The sequence below is a fragment of the uncultured Mucilaginibacter sp. genome, from assembly GCF_937859865.1.
GTDB lineage: Bacteria > Bacteroidota > Bacteroidia > Sphingobacteriales > Sphingobacteriaceae > Mucilaginibacter_A.
Map to the genome: position 1 here is coordinate 1 of NZ_CALMAT010000010.1, position 23,842 is coordinate 23,842.

Annotated in this window: 26 protein-coding genes, 1 tRNA gene and 1 pseudogene; 9 read left to right on the plus strand and 19 right to left on the minus strand. The window is 41.2% G+C overall.

What is annotated here, in order from left to right:
• Window positions 1-183 precede the first annotated feature (183 nt).
• The 7 genes from Q0192_RS01530 to Q0192_RS01560 form a co-directional block, all read right to left on the minus strand.
• Window positions 184-639: a toprim domain-containing protein gene (locus Q0192_RS01530; RefSeq protein WP_299285034.1), complete on the minus strand. Its 456-nt coding sequence runs from the start codon at window positions 637-639 to the stop codon at window positions 184-186.
• A gap of 71 nt (window positions 640-710) precedes the next feature.
• Window positions 711-1,187 (minus strand): CHC2 zinc finger domain-containing protein, encoded by a 477-nt coding sequence (locus tag Q0192_RS01535; RefSeq protein ID WP_299285036.1) that lies wholly within the window; start codon window positions 1,185-1,187, stop codon window positions 711-713.
• 310 nt (window positions 1,188-1,497) lie between these two features.
• Window positions 1,498-2,175 carry a primase-helicase family protein gene (locus Q0192_RS01540; protein ID WP_299285039.1) on the minus strand — a complete coding sequence of 226 codons (678 nt, stop codon included), beginning with the start codon at window positions 2,173-2,175 and terminating at the stop codon, window positions 1,498-1,500.
• The gene (locus Q0192_RS01545) at window positions 2,150-2,833 is read right to left on the minus strand and encodes a primase-helicase family protein (RefSeq protein WP_299285042.1); all 684 of its coding nucleotides are present in this window, start codon (window positions 2,831-2,833) and stop codon (window positions 2,150-2,152) included. The genes Q0192_RS01540 and Q0192_RS01545 overlap by 26 nt, the downstream gene beginning before the upstream one ends.
• Window positions 2,730-3,077, minus strand: a complete 348-nt coding sequence (locus Q0192_RS01550; RefSeq protein ID WP_299285046.1) for a helix-turn-helix domain-containing protein — start codon at window positions 3,075-3,077, stop codon at window positions 2,730-2,732. Before Q0192_RS01550 ends, Q0192_RS01545 begins: the two co-directional genes overlap by 104 nt.
• Before the next feature lie 92 nt (window positions 3,078-3,169).
• Window positions 3,170-4,171, minus strand: coding sequence for a hypothetical protein (locus Q0192_RS01555; RefSeq protein ID WP_299285049.1), 1,002 nt, complete (start codon window positions 4,169-4,171; stop codon window positions 3,170-3,172).
• 248 nt (window positions 4,172-4,419) lie between these two features.
• Window positions 4,420-4,493, minus strand: a tRNA-Asn gene (locus tag Q0192_RS01560).
• An 87-nt stretch (window positions 4,494-4,580) separates the two neighbouring features.
• On the opposite strand from Q0192_RS01560, the gene Q0192_RS01565 reads away from it, so the two are divergent.
• Window positions 4,581-5,495, plus strand: a complete 915-nt coding sequence (locus Q0192_RS01565) for a PfkB family carbohydrate kinase (RefSeq protein ID WP_299285052.1) — start codon at window positions 4,581-4,583, stop codon at window positions 5,493-5,495.
• A gap of 182 nt (window positions 5,496-5,677) precedes the next feature.
• Here the strand turns inward: Q0192_RS01565 and Q0192_RS01570 are convergent, their stop codons facing one another.
• The 8 genes from Q0192_RS01570 to Q0192_RS01605 all read right to left on the minus strand — a co-directional run bounded on the left by Q0192_RS01570 (window position 5,678) and on the right by Q0192_RS01605 (window position 11,725).
• Complete coding sequence (locus Q0192_RS01570; protein ID WP_299285055.1) at window positions 5,678-6,424, minus strand: SDR family NAD(P)-dependent oxidoreductase; 747 nt, start codon at window positions 6,422-6,424, stop codon at window positions 5,678-5,680.
• Window positions 6,425-6,755: 331 nt separating this feature from the next.
• Complete coding sequence (locus tag Q0192_RS01575) at window positions 6,756-7,499, minus strand: SDR family oxidoreductase (RefSeq protein WP_299285058.1); 744 nt, start codon at window positions 7,497-7,499, stop codon at window positions 6,756-6,758.
• A 20-nt stretch (window positions 7,500-7,519) separates the two neighbouring features.
• Window positions 7,520-8,260 (minus strand): SDR family oxidoreductase, encoded by a 741-nt coding sequence (locus tag Q0192_RS01580; RefSeq protein WP_299285061.1) that lies wholly within the window; start codon window positions 8,258-8,260, stop codon window positions 7,520-7,522.
• A 104-nt stretch (window positions 8,261-8,364) separates the two neighbouring features.
• Window positions 8,365-9,297 carry an AraC family transcriptional regulator gene (locus tag Q0192_RS01585; RefSeq protein WP_299285064.1) on the minus strand — a complete coding sequence of 311 codons (933 nt, stop codon included), beginning with the start codon at window positions 9,295-9,297 and terminating at the stop codon, window positions 8,365-8,367.
• Between the two features lie 124 nt (window positions 9,298-9,421).
• Window positions 9,422-9,658, minus strand: a complete 237-nt coding sequence (locus tag Q0192_RS01590; protein ID WP_299285067.1) for a cytochrome b5 domain-containing protein — start codon at window positions 9,656-9,658, stop codon at window positions 9,422-9,424.
• On the minus strand, window positions 9,655-10,398 hold the full coding sequence (locus tag Q0192_RS01595) for a lycopene cyclase domain-containing protein (protein ID WP_299285070.1): 744 nt from the start codon (window positions 10,396-10,398) through the stop codon (window positions 9,655-9,657). The genes Q0192_RS01590 and Q0192_RS01595 overlap by 4 nt, the downstream gene beginning before the upstream one ends.
• The gene (locus Q0192_RS01600) at window positions 10,344-10,892 is read right to left on the minus strand and encodes a hypothetical protein (protein ID WP_299285073.1); all 549 of its coding nucleotides are present in this window, start codon (window positions 10,890-10,892) and stop codon (window positions 10,344-10,346) included. Before Q0192_RS01600 ends, Q0192_RS01595 begins: the two co-directional genes overlap by 55 nt.
• On the minus strand, window positions 10,889-11,725 hold the full coding sequence (locus Q0192_RS01605) for a phytoene/squalene synthase family protein (protein ID WP_299285076.1): 837 nt from the start codon (window positions 11,723-11,725) through the stop codon (window positions 10,889-10,891). The genes Q0192_RS01600 and Q0192_RS01605 overlap by 4 nt, the downstream gene beginning before the upstream one ends.
• 100 nt (window positions 11,726-11,825) lie before the next feature.
• Between Q0192_RS01605 and crtI the strand changes: the two genes are divergently transcribed.
• Entirely contained in the window at window positions 11,826-13,304 is a 1,479-nt protein-coding gene (crtI, locus tag Q0192_RS01610) for a phytoene desaturase family protein (protein WP_299285079.1), read from the plus strand.
• A gap of 112 nt (window positions 13,305-13,416) precedes the next feature.
• Here the strand turns inward: crtI and Q0192_RS01615 are convergent, their stop codons facing one another.
• Both Q0192_RS01615 and murB read right to left on the minus strand, forming a co-directional pair.
• Entirely contained in the window at window positions 13,417-13,956 is a 540-nt protein-coding gene (locus Q0192_RS01615) for a sigma-70 family RNA polymerase sigma factor (RefSeq protein ID WP_299285082.1), read from the minus strand.
• Between the two features lie 308 nt (window positions 13,957-14,264).
• Window positions 14,265-15,281 carry a UDP-N-acetylmuramate dehydrogenase gene (gene murB / locus Q0192_RS01620; RefSeq protein ID WP_299285085.1) on the minus strand — a complete coding sequence of 339 codons (1,017 nt, stop codon included), beginning with the start codon at window positions 15,279-15,281 and terminating at the stop codon, window positions 14,265-14,267.
• Window positions 15,282-15,368: 87 nt separating this feature from the next.
• On the opposite strand from murB, the gene Q0192_RS01625 reads away from it, so the two are divergent.
• Window positions 15,369-15,599 (plus strand): DUF433 domain-containing protein, encoded by a 231-nt coding sequence (locus Q0192_RS01625; RefSeq protein ID WP_299285088.1) that lies wholly within the window; start codon window positions 15,369-15,371, stop codon window positions 15,597-15,599.
• Between the two features lie 69 nt (window positions 15,600-15,668).
• Window positions 15,669-15,941: a DUF5615 family PIN-like protein gene (locus Q0192_RS01630; protein WP_299285090.1), complete on the plus strand. Its 273-nt coding sequence runs from the start codon at window positions 15,669-15,671 to the stop codon at window positions 15,939-15,941.
• On the opposite strand, the gene Q0192_RS01635 is transcribed toward Q0192_RS01630, so the two are convergent.
• Together Q0192_RS01635 and lpdA are read right to left on the minus strand one after the other, a co-directional pair.
• On the minus strand, window positions 15,925-16,371 hold the full coding sequence (locus Q0192_RS01635; protein ID WP_299285093.1) for a sterol desaturase family protein: 447 nt from the start codon (window positions 16,369-16,371) through the stop codon (window positions 15,925-15,927). The genes Q0192_RS01630 and Q0192_RS01635 overlap by 17 nt on opposite strands.
• A gap of 137 nt (window positions 16,372-16,508) precedes the next feature.
• Window positions 16,509-17,912 (minus strand): dihydrolipoyl dehydrogenase, encoded by a 1,404-nt coding sequence (lpdA, locus tag Q0192_RS01640; RefSeq protein ID WP_299285096.1) that lies wholly within the window; start codon window positions 17,910-17,912, stop codon window positions 16,509-16,511.
• A gap of 164 nt (window positions 17,913-18,076) precedes the next feature.
• Between lpdA and Q0192_RS01645 the strand changes: the two genes are divergently transcribed.
• The 5 genes and pseudogenes from Q0192_RS01645 to Q0192_RS01665 all read left to right on the plus strand — a co-directional run.
• The gene (locus Q0192_RS01645; protein ID WP_299285099.1) at window positions 18,077-18,445 is read left to right on the plus strand and encodes a hypothetical protein; all 369 of its coding nucleotides are present in this window, start codon (window positions 18,077-18,079) and stop codon (window positions 18,443-18,445) included.
• 5 nt (window positions 18,446-18,450) lie between these two features.
• The gene (locus Q0192_RS01650; protein WP_299285102.1) at window positions 18,451-20,019 is read left to right on the plus strand and encodes a hypothetical protein; all 1,569 of its coding nucleotides are present in this window, start codon (window positions 18,451-18,453) and stop codon (window positions 20,017-20,019) included.
• 179 nt (window positions 20,020-20,198) lie between these two features.
• Entirely contained in the window at window positions 20,199-22,646 is a 2,448-nt protein-coding gene (locus Q0192_RS01655; protein ID WP_299285105.1) for a TonB-dependent receptor, read from the plus strand.
• Window positions 22,647-22,655: 9 nt separating this feature from the next.
• Window positions 22,656-23,012 carry a Spx/MgsR family RNA polymerase-binding regulatory protein gene (locus Q0192_RS01660; protein WP_299285108.1) on the plus strand — a complete coding sequence of 119 codons (357 nt, stop codon included), beginning with the start codon at window positions 22,656-22,658 and terminating at the stop codon, window positions 23,010-23,012.
• Window positions 23,013-23,128: 116 nt separating this feature from the next.
• A pseudogene (locus Q0192_RS01665) lies at window positions 23,129-23,842 on the plus strand (M1 family peptidase); the annotation flags it as partial.

The following is a 23,842-nucleotide window of genomic DNA, read 5'->3' on the forward strand; positions in this document are numbered from 1 at the left end:
CCTCCCAGAAGGAGGTAACCCGGGTTTTTGTGTAGCAAAAACATTAACTCGCTCCTTACACGTCGCAGACCGGATCGCTATATCTGCCCATCTTGTTTGGCTTCGCTTTCACGTCCTGAAATTGCCTGTTGTTTTCCCGGAAAAACCATTACTGGCCTTGTTCTTTCTTGTAATTCCGTTATCCTACCTTCGCATGAAAGACCTTTTCTCTGATTGTAATTGCTGGCTAATCAAGTACTCGTTTACGTCCTTGAACCCCTGGTAAAAACCGGAAGAATCAATTCCGTTGATACCTGCTGCTATAAGTTTTTCGGCAGTTTCTTTTCCCGCTTTGTCGTGGTCTAAAAAAAGAAAAACATCTCTGTGAGCTTTCAAAATTTCCAGGCTTTTGCCAAGCAAGGCAACAGAATTCAGGATGAGAAAATTTGCATTCAGGTGCACCTGTTCCCGTAGTTCCAATAGTGACAAAAAGTCCATAAAGCCCTCCACGAGGCAAACAGCATTGGAGCCGCCCGCAATAAAAGTAATGTCTTTAGGAGAGGAGGAACCTTTAAACCAGCCATTGCGCAATTCGTATCCTCCTGACCTGTTTTCAAAACCGACTGCCGAATAACCCTTACCTGCAATGCTGAAACCCACCTCCCTGCAATAAGCACTTGCCGTTTGTTTACTAATACCACGATGGTTTAGATATCGGATTGGTGCATGACTTACGCCCAGAGTCTGGCCGCTTCAATGATAATTCGTGGGCTTTCGGCTAAAGATTCTATTTTCTCCTTATTGCTGTTTAGCCTGTTTCGGTTACTGGCGTTACTAAAATTGCCACTATCGTTTCTTATATCCTGCTTACGAGAGAAATCCTGTTGCTGCTTACTGGTACCAGTTATGCTATAACCGTTATTTGCTGATGAAAGCAAAAATAGATCGGTTACCTTTTTGATCACTTCGCTAATGTCATTACTCCCGTAAAGCCTTCTGGCGAGGTCGAACAGTTTACCGCCTTCGCCTGCACCGAAGTCATACCACCTGTTCCTTACGGTATCTACTTTAAATGAAGGTGTGCTTTCCGTTTCCCGGATAGGAGAGATGTACCAGTAATGGTTTCCTCGCCCGTGTGCCGGGCTAATCCCTGACTTTTCTAAAAAATCTTTAATCTGTAAGTTATTGTTGATCTGCTGAATGTTCATTTGGTTAATTGTTGAATGTTTTTTGATTCTTGTTTCCCGGCGATTATTCTAAGCTCGGGAACAGTACTTGTTACCTGAAAAAGCCGGTGGGTACAAACGGCGCGTTTTTTTGATGATTTGATGAAAAGCCCGTTAATTGCTTTTATTACAGTTACTTACCTAGCATTATTCCTTCATCAAAGCTGTCATCAAAATAAAAACAGGTCTTTTTCCTTTCATCAGTAGTTCTTGTTTGATGAGGGTTTGATGAACTTTTGATGACTGTATCTTTTTGATTATTAAAAGAATAAGTATGCTGTCATCAAAATCATCAGGAATCGTTCAGTTTCAGAACCGTTTTTTCATCCATCGTATAAAACCTGCCTTTCCCGCTGGCCTCGTATATGCTGCCGTCTCCTGCTAGCCGGTACTGCGTATAGGCGTTGGAATTGTCAGAAGGCTTCAGGTTCCACACGTTTTGGAGTACCCGCCGGATCGCAGCAGAATCATGGTTACGAAATCCTTTCCGGTTGAGCCAGTCCTGCACGTCACCTACACAAAACCTGATTTCGGAAAGTTCCTTTTCATCACAAATTGTCAGTAGCAACCCTGCAATTTCCGTTTCCAGCTTGTTCCGGTTTTGGCGGATTACCTTCTTCAAAGCGGGCGTTGCGATCTGCGCAGCAGTAAACCACATCCTGCTTTGCCTGTGGGTAGAAAGCTTCCGGTTTTGCAGGTAGTGGATCAGGAAAGGAATTTCCTTTTTTAGCTCTGATAGCAGGTTCTGGTTGTCTTTCGCTAAAACCGGTACTTTACGTATCCAATACCGCGTTTCGCCCGGATCGACCAATACGAAGTTGTCCTCGTTATTGCTGCACAAAATGAACTTTCCGAAAAACTCGATTTCCTGCCTGTCCTGGCCTTTGGCTTCCGCTTTGTAAAAGCTGGCCGTACTCAGGTTTTTGAGCCGCTCGGAATCTTCCTTACGTTCCAGAAAAGTTTCGTCCACCAATAATCACTTTATGTGCCCATTCCGCATTGAAGTTGGATCGGAAATCTTCGTTGGTATTGATCGTCATGTTATCCCCGAAAATGGCTTTCAGCAGATTCAGAAATGTTGTTTTACCGGTGTTCCGTTCTGAGCTGACCAGGCAAAGGATAGGCAATACCTGCGTGGGCATTTCGACCAGGATCTTCAGGTAGTCCAAACCATATTCCAGCTGGTCGCCGAAGATGTGCTCCAGATAAGCAAGCGTTTTCTCTGGCCTGCCTTCTTTTGGCCCGTGCAAAAAAGGGTAATACCGGTTATAGAAGCCACTAACGATCCGCTGATAGTTTAAATGGTTGGGTACGAAGCAGAAGCCGTCATACTTCGGTATCTCTGACAAAAAGGATTTCCCATGGTCCTGCTTGATGCACTCTGATGACCAGGGCAGTAGCATCGTCATTACATCGCCAGATGAAAGAGGTTTCTTTACTGTCTTGTAATAACTGGTGCCGATACGGATGTACTGTTCAGGGTTGTTTACTGAAGAAATATTGCTTTCAGACATGGCAGCAGTATTAAAAAGAAGAGGGTTTTCTTTTTCTTTCAGCCAGGAAATCGGTAGCTTCCTGCTGCAATTCTGCTGCCGTTTTCTTTCTTCCGGCCTTGATCCATTGGGCAAGCTCGGCTTTATAAAAGTAAAGCCGCTTGCCCTGCTTGTTGACCGGGATTTCCTTCCTACTTACTTTGCTATAAAGGGTAGGGACGGACAGGTTCAGGAACTTGGCGGCCTGAGAAACCGATAGCAGTTCGTCCAGCTGGGGTGCCTGTTCATGCCTGCCCAGCAGTAACTGTTCAATACTGTTTAGTTTTTCGTGGAGCTTGGTGACTGCCTGGGGCAGCTGTTCAAAGGTGAGTGTTTCCATTGTGCATTAATTGTTTATGCTGCAATGGTAGTGGCTTGTTTTGCAGGGTTACAAGGGGGGAAACCTGTAGCCTACTCTTAACCTACCTTTATTTATTGTTTTTTTTTACCTCTTAATGCTGGAACAATAACAAAAGTGCCATCATGCTGCTTTTTAATGTCCAAAATCGGCGACTGGCAAGGCTTTGTATTGGAAGAAATAATCGAATTAAGATAATTAACAGGCAGTGTTTTTCGCTGGTTCCGGTAGACGTACTCAAAATTGATTGAAATCCATTCTTCTAAATCGGTCTTTGCGCATCCAACAATAAAGTTTGCCTCATATAATTGTTTAAAGGCATCAGCAAGCTGGTTACCATTACCTTTAAATACCAATGAACGTTCCAGTTTTAAATTATCATGCAGAAGTGGAAATAAAAAAGCCTGATCTTCTAAAGAGAAATAGTTTTTTACGATTTGAATAAAGGTATCTAACGTGTTACCTGTGAAAATGGGAAATTTAACAATATTTACGTTGGAAGATAGTTCTTGCTCTAACAGTTCAGATCCTTTATTTTCATTTTTAAAAGGTTCATTTTCCTTAAAATTTAATAATCCCTCAGGCTTATTTAAAATGGCTTTTACTTCTAAAAGCATCTCTTGCAGAAACATCTCACGAAGTTTGACGGATTCCGCGAGGTCATCGACAAATAACCCATCGACAAGAGTTTTATTTGGTCCCGGTTTGATGTTATGGGTAATAAACAAATCGTTTAGCTTGATATCATCCAGATAACTTACCGGATAAATCTGACTGTTTTGGTAGTTGTTCTGATAGTTTATCCAAAAGCTCTTGAACCGCTGCTGTAATTTATCAACTTGCTGCATGGTTAAAGCCGTTATATCTTTCGGCAACGTAATGAGATCGATTACTGCCAAATCTTTTAATACCCTCAACTCGCTTTTAAACGGGAAGGCGTCGTAATGCCCTGACTCGTGCTTCAGGTCATACGCTTCCGCTTCATTATCCTTAGCGGTACGCGCTTTCTCATTATACAACTGGTGTGTCGTTAGCCGCAGTTCGATTGTTTGTAAGCGAATTAGAAACTCTTTCAAATGATACATAGCAACAAACATTAAACAAAATTATCTACCTCATCGAAAAATAAAAAATATCAGAAGTTGAAGATTTAAGGCAACCTAAATTCTCTACCGAAAATACCCGGTTGTTTTTAATACATGCTTGATAGACGCTGAAATTGATATTTACGTAAAATCTAAAAGTCTTTGTGGTTTTTGTGCAAGTTTTGTGCACATAAAAAAGCCTCACCTTAAAAGATGAGGCTAATTGCTTGATTTTCAAGCTCCCGAAGCTGGGCTCGAACCAGCGACCCTCTGATTAACAGTCAGATGCTCTAACCAGCTGAGCTATTCGGGAGTGTTGTGGTTTGTTAGAGTGGTGCAAAAGTATAATTTCCGGTTTATAATCACAATATTTGTGCGATAATTTAAAAATATTTTTTTGATGAGCTTAGTTGTTATTGGATCTATCGCTTTAGATAATATAGAAACACCTTTTGGTAAAGTAGAAAAAGTAGTTGGTGGTGCTGCGCCTTTTGCATGTTTGGCGGCTTCATATTTTTTTAATAAAGTAAAAGTAGTTGGAATTATTGGAGGGGATTTTCCAAAGTCAGAACTAACGTTATGGAAAGAGCATAACATTGATATTGAAGGATTGCAGATTGCTGAAGATCGAAAGAATTTTTTCTGGTCTGGTAAATATCATAATGATATGAATAATCGCGACACACTGGAAACAGGACTAAATGTGTTAGAAGATTTTGATCCGATTATACCTGCTGCTTATCAGGATTGTGAATATCTTTTATTGGCAAACCTTACTCCGACAACTCAACAAACTGCTATCGATCGCTTAAAAACCCGCCCCAAATTAATCGTGCTTGATACCATGAATTTTTGGATGGATATTGCTTTGGATGATTTGTTGGCTACCTTAAAATCTGTTGATGTTTTAACCATTAACGATGCCGAAGCGCGGCAACTTTCCGGCGAATTTTCACTGGTAAAAGCAGCATCTAAAATTTTGCAAATGGGCCCGAAATATTTGATCATCAAAAAAGGAGAGCACGGTGCTTTGCTGTTTGGCGAGGACAAAATCTTTTCGGCACCGGCTTTGCCTTTGGCCAATGTTTTTGACCCGACGGGTGCAGGCGATACTTTTGCCGGCGGTTTTATTGGTTATCTCGCTAAAGTTGGAACCGTTAATTTTTCAAATATGAAAAACGCCGTCATCTTTGGTTCAGCCTTAGCTTCTTTTTGCGTAGAGAAATTCGGAACAGAAAAACTGAAAAACTTAACGCAGAAAGAAATTGCGGCCAGGGTAGAAGAATTTGTGCAGCTTAGCAGTTTTCAAATCTAAACCTACATGGTACAAATTTAGTTAGATGCTTCTTTTATCCCCATAAATTTTGTGTTGTAACCGTTGCTGCTATCGTAAAAAAGCTTGGCACATGGCAAGGTTTTAGGGTGATAAAAGAAGCATTGCATAGATCGGACGTATCAATTTCCGGGCTAAGAAAGAAGCCGTAATCTGCTTGTCAATTAACGGCCGTTAAGCATTTTGAAACGGGCTTCGATTTCTGGTTGGCCAAATTTGCGCATCTCTTCTGATCCGCCAAAACCGACTTCTTGCTCACCTGCCGCCAGCCGGTCAACCACTGCGTTTGCAAAATCATTGACCGGAACCCCATAAGTGTGCAAGCTCGGCCCTCCTAAATCTGTATTCACAGCGGGTGGCACAATTTCCAGGACTTTAACGCCTGTTGCCCTTAGCTGGTGGCGAAGTGATAATGTAAAGGAATGCAGTGCTGCTTTGGTAGCGCAGTAAACAGGAACGGCTGTATAAGGAACAAATGCCAGCCCCGAAGTTACATTGATGATAGCCGCTTCATCCTGATCCTTTAAATGAGGCAAAAGCAGAGTGGTCAGATGTACAGGTGCTTCAAAATTGATCGTAATTTCTTCACGCTGTTTCGCCCAACCTTCAGAACTATTGTCGGCCTTGTCCAGTTGAACAAAATTTTGAATGCCTGCATTGTTCACCAGTACATTGAGCTTCGGAAATTTCTCTGTTGCCCAAACTGCAAGTGCTATGCGTTCTGAAGTACTGGCCAGGTCGCACTGGTAAACATGCAAGCCCGGCATTTGCGCCTGTGCTGCTTGCAGCGCATCCAACCTGCGGCCACAAACAATAATTTCGTTTCCGGACTTGTATAAACGCAGGGCAAGTGCAAGCCCGATGCCTCCGGCACCGCCGGTAATCAGGATTGTGTTATTCTTAAAATTCATAAATAGTATAATTGAGCTGTAATTAAATAAACAGTAGCGGACAGCTTAAAATATCCGCTACTGTTAGCTGTTGGGTTAACATATAAAAGTTGAAAATTGAGCCTGTTTAAAGTTTATATCAAATCCTTCGGTATATTTAGAATTGATGCAATGCTTCTTTTACCCTATAAAAATTGGTCTTTGCATCCATTTAAATAAAATTTAAAACCAAAGGCTTACCAGTTTTTAGGTGATAAAAGAAGCATTATAAATTGTTCTGATATAAATTTAAACAAGCTTTAAGTTAATAAGCACTAAGCAATCAAAGGCATAGCCGGATGTCAACTATGCATCAATGGCTGGCACCACCGTTAACCAACAGGTGTTGGCCATTGACAAAGGAAGACAATTCACTCGCAAAGAACTCGGCTACGTTGGCCACATCTTCTACTTCAGCCAGCCGTTTCATTGGGTTGGCTTCTATCAGCCATTTTCGGGAAGGCTCGTCCTGATTGGTAAAAATACCGGCATTGTCAACGGCATAAGGGATAATTGAATTTACTGTTACCTCCCGGCCGATTTCTTTGGCCAATACCTCGACTAAATATTTTGGGGCAGTTTTGCTGCCGCCATATATTGCTACGCCCTCAAAAGGGAAGGCAGTTGTACTTGAACTAATATTGATGATTCGGCCTCCGTCAGCTATTACTTTGGCCGCCTGCTGCATAGTAAAATAAGTGCCTTTAGTGTTTAGCGTGAACAATTTGTCAAACTGCTCTTCTGTAAAATCAACCACAGGTACATCAACCAGTTCAATTCCTGCATTGCAAACAACAATATCAATTTTGCCGAAAGCCTGCCTGCCCTGCTCAAAAAGGTGTTCAATTTCTGCTACCTTACTGATATCGGCCTGTATAGCAACAACTTTAACGCCCATTGCTTCAATGTTGCTTACAACCTCGTCAGCAGATGCTTTATCGCGGGAATAATTAATAATAATGTTTGCGCCTAATGCAGCATAACGTTCTGCAACGGCTTTTCCCAAGCCACGGGCAGAACCAGTGATCAAAGCCACTTTGTTTTTTAATGAATTCATATTTTTTTCAGAATATATAATTAAGCCATTGCGCCATTTGCGCCAATGTTTTGCGCGCTGATCCATTTCGCCTCATCACTTGCCAGAAAAACTACAACTTTGGCAATATCATCCGGCTCTCCCAAACGATTAAAAGCAGACAGGGACGCCGAGCGATCAATCACTTCCTGCGGCTTGCCTTTGGTAAACAGTTCAGTGTTGGTTGGGCCTGGCGATACGGAGTTTACATTAATGCCCCTGGTGCCAACTTCTTTGGCAAACACACGGGTTAATTGTTCAACGGCGGCCTTGGTGGCAACGTACGTACTGTAGGTAGGCAGCATGATGCGGTTTACGGAAGTAGAGAAGTTGATAATGCTCCCTTTGTCTGCCAGCCTGGTAGCAGCTTGGCGCATTGTGTTGAAAGTCCCTCTTACGTTAATATCAAATTGGCGGGTAAAATCTTCGTCGGTAGTATCTTTAAGCAGTTTGGTGATCATAATGCCCGCGTTGTTCACCAATACATCTATACGGCCGAAATGGGAAATAGCATCGTCAAACAAGCGTTCCACCTCAACTGCTTTGCTCACGTCGGCCTGAATAGCGATAGCATCGCCTCCGGTCTGTTTAATGGCATTAACTACCTGCTCGGAAGCCTCAACGCTTCCTGCATAATTAACAATTACTTTGGCGCCTGCTTCTGCCAGCCTTTTTGCAATAGCCGCACCTATACCCCTGGAAGCACCGGTTACTAAAACTACTTTTTCTGATAATGTATTCATGTTGTTTTTAATTTTGTATTTGTCCTTATTGACAGTACAAAGATCATGTTTACTTTACCCCCTGCTATTGTAGATAATACAGCAGCTGTTGTAATATCTTAGGGTTAGGCTTTGATATGGGCAGTCCGGTAAGCTGCGGGAGAGCTGTTTGTATGTTTTTTAAAGTGGTTGCTAAAGTGCGCAGTATCCGTAAATCCCAGGAGATAAGCAATTTCTTTGACGGCTATGGACGAGTTCTGCAACAAGGATTTAGCTTCGGCAATGCTTTTTTCTGCCAACCAGGTACCAATGGCTTTTCCTGTTTTAGTTTTGATCACGTTACTCAGGTAATTTGGGTGCAGGTTTTGGGCTTCGGCATAATCTTGCAATCTGAACACCTGCTTCGCTGTGCCGTCGGCCAGGTTCCGGTAGTGTTTTTCCATCATCAGTTTAAAGTGTTTGACAATATCTGATCCCCTGTTGCCTTCATAAATGGTATTGTAATCCAGCCAGAAATATTCCTTGTACTTAAGCAAGAGGGCAACAAACAGCGTTCCGATCAGCCTTTTGCGAAAGGGTGATCGGGATACGTATTCCTGATATATTTGTAGGTAAAGCCGCTCAAATTGCGCAAAGATTTCTAATGTTGCAGTCATTGCCGGAAAGGTTTCGGTCAGTAAAAACGGAAACTCATCAAAGATATCGGCATGAACATTTTCTTTTAAGAATGATTCGGTAAAGGTAATTAGATAGACTTCATCAATACTGGTATATTCAAAAGAGCGGTAATGGCCCGGGTTCGTGAAATAAATGGTGCCGGGCAGCATTGGAAAAGTGTGTTCATCAATTACATATTGTCCGAGTGCATTTTTAATAAAGCCAAAAACAAAAAAATTTAACCGGCTTGGGGGCAAACTAAAAGGTAATGGCACAGCAAGATCGGCTAAATTGAAAATAGTAAAATCAGACGACGGGTTAATAAGGCTGGTAGAAATGTTCAGGTGATGGTACTGTTCTTCCAAACTGTCATAAACGATTCCCTGTGCTGTTGTTTTCATAGTTATTAAAGCTCATAAAAATACAATGCTTCTTTTAGCATACAAAAAAACAGTAGTGATATCAGGAGGTTAAAATTAAAATGGTTTACAGATTTGCACAAGTTATTCTTTGATCTGAAGAAGATCACTTTAAATTCCCCACCACTTTTAGCCTGCTAAAAACAGCATACGTGTGCGGCGCATCTTCCAGTTCTTCGGTCAAATCCTGGCCGGCCCAATGCTCGTAGTGCTTGCCGTTTTTCCACAGGCCACTTTCGGTTACATCGTAAATGATGTTTTGGTACGCCACCCAAATTTCCGGCTTGTCTTGCCCGTTGCGCAAGGCAAGTTGGTTTTTTGTATAAATCGGAAGTTCACTCATTTTATAGTGATAAAAGAAGCATCCCGCTTTTTAAAATATTCGAAAAAAGCAACGTTCATCAGCAATAATGACAGCAGGTAGAAATGGTCTTCCACCGGAATCGTTCCAACCCGCACTGCTAAATTTTCAGCATTGTTATAACTTACAATTGGCACAGAAGTGAGGATGCCGTTAACGATATAAAACGGAATTAACGAAACAAAATAAGCCAGATAAAAACGATTAAGCCATTTCACTTTCCAAAAATACTGTAGTAAAAGAAGCAGTAAAACCAGTGTTCCGAAGTTGATTAAGGTGTAAAGCCGGTCATGAAAAAAAATTAAAATTACTGCCGAAGCAAGGATGAGCGTATTGTTTAAAATCCGGATAACACGGTTTGGGATTTGCCATTTTACATAATAATTGAGGCAGGCATAAATAAAAATGCAGGAAAACGGAATGGTTAAAAAGAACAATATTTCCTCCAGTGGGAGCCTGAAAAAATTGATGCCCAAAATATAATTTGGGTTGAAAGACCATACTTCTTTTACCGTAAAAAAAACATCCCAAACCAAAAAAAGTAAACCGGTGATGAACAAGCCCGGCCAAATGTATTTCCAGCTTTTGTAAAACCGGACGCGTTTATCAAACGAAAGCAGCAGCGGAAAAACAACACTCAGAAAATTGATTAACAGGTAAGCGTATTTCACTTTAGTGCGGCCGATTGTTCGTGTAAAAAAGCAACCTCCTGCGCCGTACATTGTTTAGAATCAACCATAAATTTAATGATGTTCTTTAAATAATCTTTATCGGCCAAACCATAATGCTTTTGTTTTAACTGCTGGATGAGCATGTTTTTATCGCTGGCCATATCCTTGCTCAAGCCTAAAAAACCCGGTAAATAAAACTGGATCGAAAAGCGCAAAAACCTGATTTCCATATCGTTCGGACTGGCGTTAACAGCCTGCTCCATCGTTTTGTGCGAAGCAACAAGCAGCTTTACTTTTTTGTACGGGTTCCAGCTGTCTTTCGCTTTCAATGCCTGTAAAGCGCCAAAATAACCTAAAACCAAAGGCGTTTTTTTGTTGATTGCATCCAAATTTTTGTACAAAGAATCTGTTGCTTTCGGGCTTTTAATGGCAAGCAACATGCCTTTTCTAATTTCCAATACTTCATTTTTCTGACTGTAAACCGAAAAAGAATTTGCCGTGAAAAGCAAAAACAGCACGAAGAAATTTAAGTTGAAAAGCTTCATGAAATCACCTTAAATTTTTGCTGCACGTAAGCCTGAAAATACAAGAACATTTTCTGCCTGTCGGAAACGCGGATACGTTTTTGCATAATCACTTCGGCAGGCGTTTCCCTGATCTTTTTAAAAAGTTCGAGGTAATAAACATAAGCGATATAAACGCCTAACTGCGCGCCAACCGGCAACTGCAAAATTCCTTCCAGCGCATCGTCAAAATCTTTTTTAATGTCGGCTTCGATCAGCTTTTTTTCCTGTTCATTAAATTTAGTAAAATCAACCGCCGGAAAATAAGTACGGCCGCGTTCTTCAAAGTCCGATTTGATATCGCGCAAAAAATTGATCTTTTGGAAAGCTGCGCCCAAGCTTCTTGCCTTTGGCACCAAATGGTTGTACAACGTTTCGTCTTCTTCACAAAAAATCCGCAAACACATCAAGCCAACCACTTCCGCCGAACCGTAAATGTATTCTTTGTAGCCGTCGTCGGTATAGTTGGTTTTATCCAAATCCATTTCCATTGATTTTAAAAAGGCATCAATCAAAGGCAAATCAATGCCGTAAGTGTTTACCACTTTTTGAAAAGATTGCAAAACTGGGTTTAGGCTGATTTTTCGTTCAATCGCTTCAAAAGTTACCGTCCTGAATTCTCCGATCAATTGTGCTTTGTTAAAACCATGAAAGGTATCTACAATTTCATCTGCATAACGCACAAAACCATAAACCGCATAAATGGGATATTGAAAGCGCTTGGCAAACGTCTTAATTCCTTTGCTAAAAGAAGTACTGTACTTATTGGTGATGATTTTGCTGCACTCAAAACAAGTTTCGTTGTAGAGGTTCATTGCGTTAAAGGCATATACTTAAATGTACAAATATCCTGTTGCTTTTGTTTCTTTGCGGCAGCGCTGAAACAAATTGTTACAACGCTGTTTATTCTTGGCAATGAAAAATGATCGGCATATAATTGTGATTGGTTCTGGTTTTGCCGGATTGTCTGCCGCATCAGTTTTGGCAAAAAATGGTTACCACGTTACTATTTTGGAGAAAAACGACCAGGCTGGCGGACGGGCAAGGGTTTGGGAAAGCGAAGGTTTTAAGTTTGATATGGGGCCGAGCTGGTATTGGATGCCTGATGTTTTCGAAAACTACTTTGCTTTGTTCGGAAAAAAGGTTGCCGATTTTTATGATTTGAAAAGACTGGATCCCGGTTATCAAATTTATTTTGGAAAGGATGATGTGATGGAAATCCCGGCTTCCATGCAACAATTAGAACAGCTTTTTGAACAGGAAGAACCCGGAAGCAGCGCAAACCTGCGCGAGTTTTTAAAGCAGGCCGCTTACAAATACAAAGTTGGCATGGGCGAATATGTTTTTCGTCCTTCGCATTCCATCACCGAATTTATTGATTTTAGGTTGATTGCAGCAAGTTTCCGCATCCAAATGCTGACGAGCATGAGCAAGCATGTACGCAAATATTTCAAAAATCCAAAGCTGATCAAACTGCTCGAATTTCCGGTTTTGTTTTTGGGGGCCACGCCGCAAAATACGCCGGCCATGTACAGCATGATGAATTATGCCGATTTGGCTTTAGGAACCTGGTATCCGATGGGCGGGATGCACGAAATTGTAAAAGCGATGGTAAAAACAGCATCAGAGCAAGGCGTGGAAATCAAACTAAACCACGAAGTTTTAAAAATTGAAACGGAAAATGGCAAAGTAAAATACGTCATCACCAACCAGGGAATTATAAATGCTGATTTTGTAATTGCCGGTGCAGATTATGAACACGTTGACCAAACTTTATTGGACAAAGCCGACCAGAATTATGATCAAAAATATTGGGACAGCCGGACCATGTCGCCGTCCAGTTTGTTGTTTTATATTGGTTTGAACAAAAAAGTGGACGGCATCCAACATCATAATTTATTTTTTGATGAAGATTTTGAATTACATGCCGAAGAAATTTATACCCATCCAAAATGGCCGCAAAAGCCTTTGTTTTATGTTTCCTGTGCTTCAAAAACGGATGCTTCTGTTGCGCCCCAAGGTTGCGAAAATTTATTTTTCCTGATGCCAGTTGCGCCAAATTTAAAAGACGAGGAAGCTACGCGCGAATATTATTTCGATTTAATGGTTAACCGTTTTGAAAAAATTACAGGACAGCAAATTAAAGATGCCATCATTTTAAAAAGAAGTTATGCGCACCGAGATTTCATTACCGATTATCATTCTTTTAAAGGCAATGCGTATGGTTTAGCCAACACTTTAAGCCAAACCGCTTTTTTTAAACCAGCCATGAAATCTAAAAAGATAAAAAATTTACTGTTTACCGGCCAGTTAACAGTTCCTGGTCCGGGTGTGCCGCCGTCTTTAATTTCTGGCCAGGTTGCAGCGCAAGAGGCAATGAAATTAATGCGGTAAAAGAAGCATCAAAAAAATACCGATAAAAGAAGCATCAGCAGAAATCCTTACAAACGAAAAAAGCCCAACGTATCGGGCTTTTTCTGTAATATATGTTGAGTGTGATTTGAATTTAATCTTCCATTGCGTACACCGGTTTTTTAACACCGTTATCGTACGATTTCAAGTTTTTCTTTAACAATTTGCGTGCAACGTGAATGCGGGTTTTTACCGTTCCGATCGGGATAGCCAAATGATCGGCAATTTCATGGTATTTGTGGCCTTCAAAATACATGGTAAAAGGTACATAATATTCTTCAGGCAATTTATCTAAAGAACGTTTGATGTCATCCATTACAAACTTAGATTCTCCTTGATTTTTAGTAGAACTGAACACCAGGTTTGCAGAAGAAATTTCTTCGGATTTAGTTACAAATGTGCTCATTTTAACAAAGCGGCGGTAGTTGTTGATGAAGGTGTTTTTCATGATAGTATACAGCCAACCTTTTAAATTAGTGCCTTCCTTAAACTTGTTGTAATAAGTAATGGCTTTAAGCATTGTATCCTGCACTAAATCGTTTGCATCGTCAGCATCATGGGTGAAATGAAGGGCATAAGACCTTAAAGAACCTGCCTGACGCAATACCATGGTGTTAAATTCTATTTTTGTCATTGTTCAAATTTTTACTGTGGTTTTAAAAACTATTTGTGTTTTCAGTTATACAATTTCGAGACCGGATTTTGGATTGTATAGAAAACAAAACTGGTTACAGTGAAAATTTTTGATCCAATTTTAAATAAAAATTAAATTGTTGTAGTAAAAAGAAGTATCGCCAAAGTTTGGTTTAGATAAATAATTGCTTGTATTTAAAGTAGTTACGGATTAATGCATCAACTTTAAAACCATATTCGGCAGAAGACGTATTTAGATCAATATTAAATATTCGGGACTATATTAAATTTGTGTTAAGCAGGATGGAATCAAAAAACATTGACTTCTCTTTGCAACACAACGCCAAATTTATTGTACACGCTGTCTATGATTTGCGACGATAACGCAAAAATCTCGGCACCCCTGGCACCGCCATGGTTCACCAGCACCAAGGCCTGGTTTTTATAAGTCCCGGTTTGGCCAACCACTTTTCCTTTCCAGCCGCATTGTTCAATCAACCAACCGGCAGCCAATTTTATTTGGTTTTCTCCCGCAGGAAAGCTAACCACATCAGGAAATACTTCTTTTAGCCTGATAAATTGTGCTAAACCAACAATCGGGTTTTTAAAAAAGCTGCCCGCGTTACCAATGGTAGAAGGATCGGGCAGTTTAGAAACCCGGATTTGCGAAACCGCTTTAGAAACATCGCTGATCGTTGGATCGCTGATGCCGCGGTTTTGCAGTTCATCTTTAATGGCACCGTATGTTGTATTGACTTTGGGTTGAAGCGAAAGTTTAAATTTGACAGAAGTGATGATGAATTGGTTTTTCAGTTCGCCTTTAAACACACTTTCGCGGTAGCCAAAACCACATGCTTCTTTTACAAAGGTTTTTATTTGTTGGGTCGAGATTTCAAAAGCGCGGCACGAATCAAACACATCTTTCAGCTCCACACCGTAAGCGCCAATATTTTGTACCGGGGAAGCGCCCACAGAACCCGGGATCAAACTCAGGTTTTCCATCCCGGCGAAATTATGGCCCACGCAATAGTTCACCAGTTCGTTCCAGTTTTCGCCGGCACCAGCTTCAACATAAACTTCTTCATGATTGATGCGATGTTCGATTCCGCGGATATTCATTCGGATTACTAATCCTTCAAAATCTTTGGTAAACAACACATTACTTCCTCCGCCTAAAACCAAACGCGGAATTTGCAGCCATTTTGGGTCGAGGAAAAGCTCTTTTAAATCGTCTTCGTATGCAATTTTAACAAAGTAACGCGCATAAACATCAATGCCGAAAGTGTTAAAATTTTTGAGGGAAACGTTTTCGCGGAGTTGGAGCATGGAGATTTTAATCTAAAGCACAAATTTCGGAAATTAAGTTTTATTAAGGTTAATTGTAGCCAAGAACTGATTGCTTATATTTGATCTATGACAAAGATCGTTGATTATAAAGACTTCATCGAAATTAATCCGGAAATCAGATTTGGTAAACCTGTTGTTAAAAACACCCGCATTAGTGTTTACGATGTTTTAAATTGGCTTGCTTCCGGTTTAACTATTCAAGAGATTTTGGAGGATTTTCCGCAGCTAAAAGAGAACGACATTTATGCTTGTTTAGCTTATGCAGCAGATAGAGAAAGGAAAGTTAGAATTGCCTGAGCAGATTAGGATAGTTGCTGATGAAAATATTTCCTGGCGTATCAAAATTTAATTAAACATTGGACAATATTGCCAGCTAATCAAATCGTTTTAAATCAAAGAAGTTCTGATTATGCAATCTGGAGTTTTGCCAAAAATAACAGTTATCACATTTTAACTTTTGACGAAGATTTTACAGCTATACAAAACTTATATGGATCTCCACCAAAAGTTATTTGGTTGAGAACGGGTAACCTTACCACTGCCGATATTGCATCAACGCTTATTAATTTAGAAGAACAAATCAAAAATTTTTTGCTCGATCCCGAATCAGGTGTTTTTGAAATTACTTCGTATTCTTAAAATACTTTTTACTTGCCACCAGCAACCCAAACTCTTCCGAAGGGTTTTTCTCCGTTGATTTATGGTGAATTTTGTGCGCACGCCGAATGCCGGACAAATACTTATTGCGGCTTTTAAAAGCTTTAAAACGGTTGTGGATAAACCAATCGTGGAAGATGAAATAAATAATGCCATAAACGCTAATACCAGCGCCAATCCAGAAAGGATAACTGCGGTTTTCTTTATCAAACCACATTAAGCCAACCGCTGCCAAACCAAAAAGCAAACTGAAAATATCGTTCAGCTCGAAAAAACCGTGGCGTTCCTGATGATGTGTTTTGTGAATGAACCAAAGCGGCCCGTGGAAAAGATACTTGTGCATTGCCCAGGAAATGACTTCCATCCCAGCAATAGTTAGTAGGATAATCAGAATTGGAAATACGACAGCCATCACTTAAATCAATATAAAAAACAACATATAAAAGAAGCATCAGTTTTTGGCCAATGCTTCTTTTACCACTAAAAATTCAGCAAACAAGAATTCTGCTAATCCTAAAATTCTAAAAATTCTGATACAGACAATTCTGGTCAGATATGTATCGCCCGATTCTCAGTAGCCGCCATCGCCGCTTCCCGAATCGCTTCGGTATAAGTTGGGTGCGCATGAGAAATACGGGCAACATCTTCGGCAGAAGCACGGAATTCCATCGCTACAACCGCTTCGGCAATCACGTCGGCAGCGCGCGGACCAATCATATGCACACCCAGAATTTCATCTGTTTCGGCATCTGCCAGAACTTTCGCAAAACCATCCGTATCCATACTCGCACGAGATCGGCCACTGGCTTTAAACGGGAAAGAACCAGCTTTGTATTTCACGCCTTTTTCTTTCAAGTGCTTTTCGCTGTAGCCAACCGTAGCCACTTCCGGCCAGGTATAAACTACGCCGGGAATTAAATTATAGTTGATGTGCGGTTTTTGTCCGGCAATAATTTCGGCCACATATGTACCTTCATCTTCGGCTTTGTGGGCCAGCATCGCGCCTTTTACCGCATCGCCAATAGCGTAAACGCCCGGAACAGAGGTTTCCAAATGTTCGTTCACCGGAATTTTATTGCCGCGAGGTTGCAGTTCGATGCCGAGTTTTTCCAAGCCCAAGCCTTCGGTGTAAGCCGTGCGGCCAACGGCCATCAAACAATAATCGCCTTTCAATTCAATTTTTTCACCTTTCGGACTATCCGCCGTAACCGTAACTTCATCGCCGTTGACGGTTGCGCCGGTAACCTTGTGGTTCAGGTAAAAAGTCATGCCTTGTTTAGTCAGCACTTTTTGCAATTCTTTTGATAAAGAGCGGTCTAAAGTGTTTACAATCGCATCGGTAAACTCAACCACCGAAACTTTAGCGCCTAAACGTGCATAAACAGAACCTAATTCCAAACCGATAACACCGCCACCAATCAAAATCATGTGTTTGGGGATTTCGGGCAGATTTAAAGCTTCGGTAGAAGTAACAATGCGTTTTTTATCAACCTGAATAAAAGGCAATGTTGAAGGTTTTGAACCGGTAGCGATGATTATATTTTTACCGGTGATTTGCTCATCAGAACCGTCGGCTTTTTTTACGTTGATGGTATTTTTATCAATAAAAGAACCAATGCCCTGGTAAGAAGTTATTTTATTTTTTTTGAACAGAAACGCAATGCCGCTGGTGGTTTGCTCTACCACTTCGTTTTTGCGTTTAAGCATTTGCGCCAAATCCGGTTTCAAATTTTCGATATGAATACCGTGTGCGGCAAAAGTATGGGCGGCATTAAAAAAATGTTCGGTAGAATCTAACAAAGCTTTAGACGGGATGCAGCCTACATTCAAGCAAGTGCCGCCCAAAGTCGAATATTTTTCGATACAGGCCGTTTTTAAACCAAGCTGTGCGCAACGGATTGCCGCTACATAACCGCCGGGGCCAGAACCGATCACAATTACATCATATTCCATATAAGGGTTTATTTTTAAGGAAGCTCAAATTTAAGGATTTAAACGCTAAAGGAATGTCAAAATTAATAATTTCAGGTTTTGTTTTGAAGGGAAAATGAAGGTTGTCAGCCAGTTTAAATCCAAAATCTTGTGTATATTACCGGCACCAAACCTTATTCCTTGCCATGTTTTCCGGATGCTTCTTTTACCATATAAAAATTGTTGTCCTTGTTGGCTGCCTATCGTTTTTAACGCAGCAAGTTTCGGCGCAGCAAAAAGTTTATGATGCCTTAATCAACCGTATTGATTCGCTTTCGGCAGCCGGATTGCCCAAATCAGCTTTAAAAGAAGTGGAAAAGCTGGATCAACTTTCCCAGAAAAACCATAACGCGCCACAGCAAATCCGCGCAGCCGTTTACCGGATGAATTTGCAAACTTATCTGGAAGAAAATGCTTTGGTGGCAATCATCAACCGCTTAAAATTGGATATTAAACAAGTTCGGAGCAAACTTTTAACCGCTATTTTGCCAACAGCCTGGCTACTTCTTTGGTAAAACGTTTGCCCGTAATTCAGCAGGTTTTTGAGCGGTGGAAACAAACGGATTTTAAAGAACTGCTTTCTAACCTCGAAAAAAACCAGGAACTGAAATCGGTTTTGATTGAAGAAACGCCTTGGCTGCGCGATGCGGAAAACGAATCGGAACAGAAAAAACGGATTGCTTTGTTGTTCGACCTCAACAAAATGGGCAACGAATTGCAAATCAACTTGGATAAATTAAAGCAGATGCAATTAGCGGACGGCAGTTTTCCGTGGTTTGCCGGTTTGCGTGCTGACCGTTATATCACGCAATATATTTTGGCCGGGATTGGTCAGTTGTATGCGGCAAAAGCAGTTGATAATTCAAACCCAACTTTAAAAACTCTAACTGATAGAGCTTTGAATTATTTCGATCAGGAACTTATCAAACCGGAGCATACTGTTTTTATCGGTAAAAAATTGGTGTCTGAAGAACTGTCTTCCATAGAAATCCATGGTTGGTACGTGCGCAGTTACTTCGCCCAAAAACCAATGAACAATGCTTTGAAATTGACCTGGAAAAAGTATCAGCAAAAAGCAAACGCCGAATGGATGCAGCGCAGCGTTTATGAAAAAGGTTTGATCGCTTTAACTTTCCTTCATTTTAAACAGGTAAAAGAAGCACAGCAAATTATCAATTCTTTAATTGAAACGTCGCAGCAATCCGAAGAATTGGGCATGTATTGGCCGAAAAACCAGTTAGGTTATTTTTGGTACCAAAACCCGGTGGAAACGCAAAGTTTGCTGATCGAGCTTTTTGCCGAAGCCGGAAAAACCAAAGAGGTTGAGGAAATGAAAATCTGGCTGCTGCGCAACAAGCAAACCAACAACTGGAAAACCACCAAAGCCACGGCGCAGGCTTGTTATGCGTTGTTGCTGCGCGGAGAAAACTGGCTGCAGCCGCAAGGCAAAACGATGCTTCTTTTAGGCGGTAAAAATTTGTACGATTTGAAGCCGGATTTGAAGCAAGATGCGGGGACAGGTTATCTCAAAACTACCTGGCAGCAGGAACAAATTAAACCCGAACTCGGAAAAGTGGAAATTAAAAACCAAAGCAACGTCATCAGTTGGGGCGCTTTGTACTGGCAATATTTGGAGCGGTTAGACAAAATTTCGGGGGCTAAAAACAGCATCAGTTTGGAGCGGAAATATTTTATCCGAAGCAAAAATAATAGCGGTGAAATGTTGGTTGCTGTGGATCAAAACCATCAGCCTAAAGTTGGCGATTTGTTGAAAATTGTGGTTTATTTAAAAGCCGACCGCAATTTTGAATACGTGCATTTAAAAGACATGCGGCCAGCCGGAACCGAACCGGTTGATGTGCTTTCTACCTATAAATACCAGGACGGTTTGTATTATTATCAGGTAACCAAAGATGTGGCCACCAATTTTTTTATCAGTTATCTGCCAAAAGGAAATTATGTTTTTGAGTATGATTTGCGCGTTGCGCAACCGGGCAGTTTTTCTACCGGCATCACTTCGGTTCAAAGCATGTACGCGCCGGAATTTGGGGCGCATTCGGAAGGGAAACGCTTAACAACAGGCAAATAAAACCAACCTAAAAAATAAAAGCTTTAATTTTTGTAACGTTTGCCGCCGTTCTTCGATCTTATCAAAAGCAGGGAAATTTTAGAAGCGGTCTAAAAACTATCCATTTAGTTAAAAATAGTTAAATTGATAAAAAACTGGTGTTTTAATATTTACCTTGCTGGCCACATCACAACTATCTTATGCTAAAACGATTACTTTTTTTCTTTTGCCTGGTTTGCTTTGGATATGCAACATCGGCACAAAACAAAACTTTAACCATTAAAGGGACGGTGATTGATTCGGCAAAGCAAACGCCGTTGGGTTACGTTACCGTGATTTTAAAAGATGCAGCCGGAAAAGCCGTAAAAAGTACGCTGACGAAAGACGATGGCGCTTTTCAAATCCAAACTGCAGTTGCTGCTGGCTACAAAATTAATATTGCTTATGTGGGTTACGCCACCAAAATTTTGCCGGTAAAAGAAGCATCGGAAACTTTGGATTTGGGAAAGATAAATTTAGCTGCATCCAGCAATCAACTCAAAGAAGTTTCGGTGGTTGCGGCGCGGCCGATTGTGAAACGCGAAGTTGACCGCATTGCTTATGATGTGCAGGCCGACCCAGAAAGTACGGTTTTAACGGCTTTGGATATGTTGCGCAAAGTGCCGATGCTTTCGGTAGATGCGCAAGACAATATCAAACTGAAAGGCAGCGGGAATTATAAGATTTTGATCAACAGTAAAGAATCTTCCTTGGTGGCCAAAAACCCTTCGGATGTTTTTAAGGCAATGCCTGCTGCCAATATCGAAAGGATTGAAGTCATCACCACGCCGCCTGCAAAATATGATGCGGAAGGTTTGGCCGGGATCATCAACATCATCACCAAAAAAAATGCGGACCAGGGTTATAACGGCAGCATTAATTTGCGGGAAAATACGGTTTGGGGGCCGGGCGTAAATTTAAACGGAACGGTTAAGCAAGGCAAGTTTGGCGTGTCTGGTTATGCGGGTATCGGCAAGCAGCAAAGGCAAATCAATCCTTTTGACAACACGCAAACTTTTACCCGCGACCAATCTGTTTTGGCCCAAAACGGGACCAATACTTTTGGCGGCAATTACACTTATTTGAATGCCGAACTGAGTTATGAAATTGATACGCTGAACTTGGTTACCGGCTCGATAGATTTTAACAAAGGCAAGTTTAAGCAAGGCGCAGACCAGCAATCGGCACAGCGCAACGGCGTTGGCGATTTAACGCAGTTTTACCATTTTATTAATGATGGAAACAACACTTGGACGGGTTTGGATGCGGCGCTTAACTATCAATTGGGCTTTAAAAAGGATAAAAACCGGCTGCTTACTTTTTCTTACAAGTACAGCCATTCGCCAAGTACGCAGTTTAACGATGTGCATATTTCCGATGCCATCAATTATCCTTTGCCCAATTACCAGCAGCATAACAATGCGGGCAGCAATGTGCAAACTTATCAGTTGGATTATGTTCATCCGGTTAAAAAGTTCAATATTGAAGCAGGTGGAAAAGCCATATTGCGCGATAATTATAGTGCTTTTACCAGCGAAAATTTAAATAGTGCAACTGGTTTGTACGAGGTTAATCCGCAGCAAACCAATGATTTCAGCTATCAGCAAAATGTGTACAGCTTTTACAATTCTTACCAACTGAAACTAACAAAATGGACGGCCAAAGCCGGTTTGCGTTTGGAGCGCACCACCATTAATGCCGATTTTACTTCTGTAGGAAGCGCGATCAAACAGGATTATAACAACTTTATCCCGTCGGTATCTTTGCTGCGCAGTTTTAAAACCAGCAGCCTAAACTTTGGCTTCACCGAGCGCATCCAACGGCCCGGAATTTGGCAATTAAACCCTTTTGTAGATCAATCCAACCCCAAGTTTATCAGCACCGGCAACCCCAACTTGCAGCCCGAACTAAACCATACTTTCGAATTAACGTACAGTAATTTTGCAAAAGGTTCCATCAATATTGGCACCAGTTATGCGTTTTCCAACAACTCCATTCAAAACGTAAGCAACATCAGTTTGGCAACCAATACGGCGGGCAAGCAGGATACGGTTACCACATCTACGTATCAAAATTTAGGTTCTAATAAAAGTTTGGGGCTAAATTTAAGCGCTAATTATACCTTCTTTAAAAATTTGTCTTTAAGTGTAAATACACAATTGAACCAGATTTGGCTCGAAGGAAGTTACAACGGGCAATTGTATAAAAACCAGGGCATTACGGGCAATGCTTTTGCCAATTTGGGCTACAAGCTAAACAATGGTTACCGTTTTGGTTTTGATGCAGGTTATTTTAGCGGCGATGTGCTTTTGCAGGGAAAATCAAGCCATTTTATTTTTACCTCGTACAGTGCTTCCAAAGAGTTGTTGAAGAAAAAACTGACGATTGCAATTGCCGCAAGCAATCCTTTCAAAGAGCGTTTTCAGTTTACGCAATATACCGCTACGCCCGATTATTACCAGGTTTCGCACAACCAAAACCGTTACAGCAATTACCGCATCAGTTTGAGTTACAAGTTTGGAAAGCTTAACGGTGATATCAAAAAGAACCAGCGCGGCATCAATAACGATGATACCAAAAGCGGCGGAAAAAGCACCACGAGTAATTAACTTCGCCTAATGAATATTTACGGCATCAAAAATTGCAGCACAGTAAAAAAAGCATTGGATTGGTTGAAGGAAAACAACATTGAATTTACTTTCCACGATTTTAAAAAGGAAGGGGTTTCTGCGGAGAAATTGCAGGAATGGAGCGCAAAAGTTGGCTACGAAAAACTGCTGAACAAACAAGGCTTAACCTGGAAACAGTTGCCTGCCGAAACTAAAGCCAGCATCACCAGCGTAGCAGCAGCATTACAAATTTTGCATGATAAAAACAGCATGATCAAAAGGCCGGTTTTAGAATTTGAGGATCAATTGGTTTTGGGTTTTGAGGAAGGCAAATACCGGATGCTGTTTTTATCGGGTAAAAATTAGTGTACTTTTCATTTCTTCCGCTGCTTTTGGTAACAATCGGTTTACTTCCAATTGGTTTAACGGTTTTTTGCTTAATTATGCCTTAATTTAGCTATCCGGAAAATAACCAACTACTAATGAAATTAAACATTTTACCTGCTTTTGCCCTTGGCCTGCTGTTTTTTGCTGATCTGGCTTCTGCACAAACCACGCCGCCTGCAACAACTCCTGCTGCTGCCTCTGCAAGAACTGGACGGCCTGATTTTAACCGCATACAGGAACCAACCATCCAAACCAACTACAATTATCATGATGCTTTTGCGCCTTTTTTCTATACGAAGAACGGCAACGAATACCGTTCGGCAAGCGGACAGCCAGGGCCAAAATACTGGCAAAACCGGGCCGATTACCAGCTTTCTGCTTCGTTAAACGATCAAACCAATGAAATTACCGGAACGGAAATTCTGACTTATACCAACAACAGCCCGGATAAATTAGGCTTTCTGTGGATGCAGTTGGACCAGAACTTGTTTCGCCAGGATTCGCGCGGCTCGGCCATCATTCCTACAACAGGCAGCCGAAATGGTGGCCGCGGTCAGGTTTTTGATGCCGGTTATAAAATTAAGTCGGTAAAAACAGTATCCGGAGGAAAAGGAAAATCCACCGAAACCGACGTTAAGTTTATGATCAACGATACCCGGATGCAGGTTTATCTCCCGCAAAACCTAAATGCCAATGGCGGCCAGGTTAAGTTGAAGATCGAATACAGTTTTATCGAACCCAATTATGGCTCAGACCGGACGGGTTATCTCGATACCAAAAACGGAAAAATTTATACGATTGGACAATGG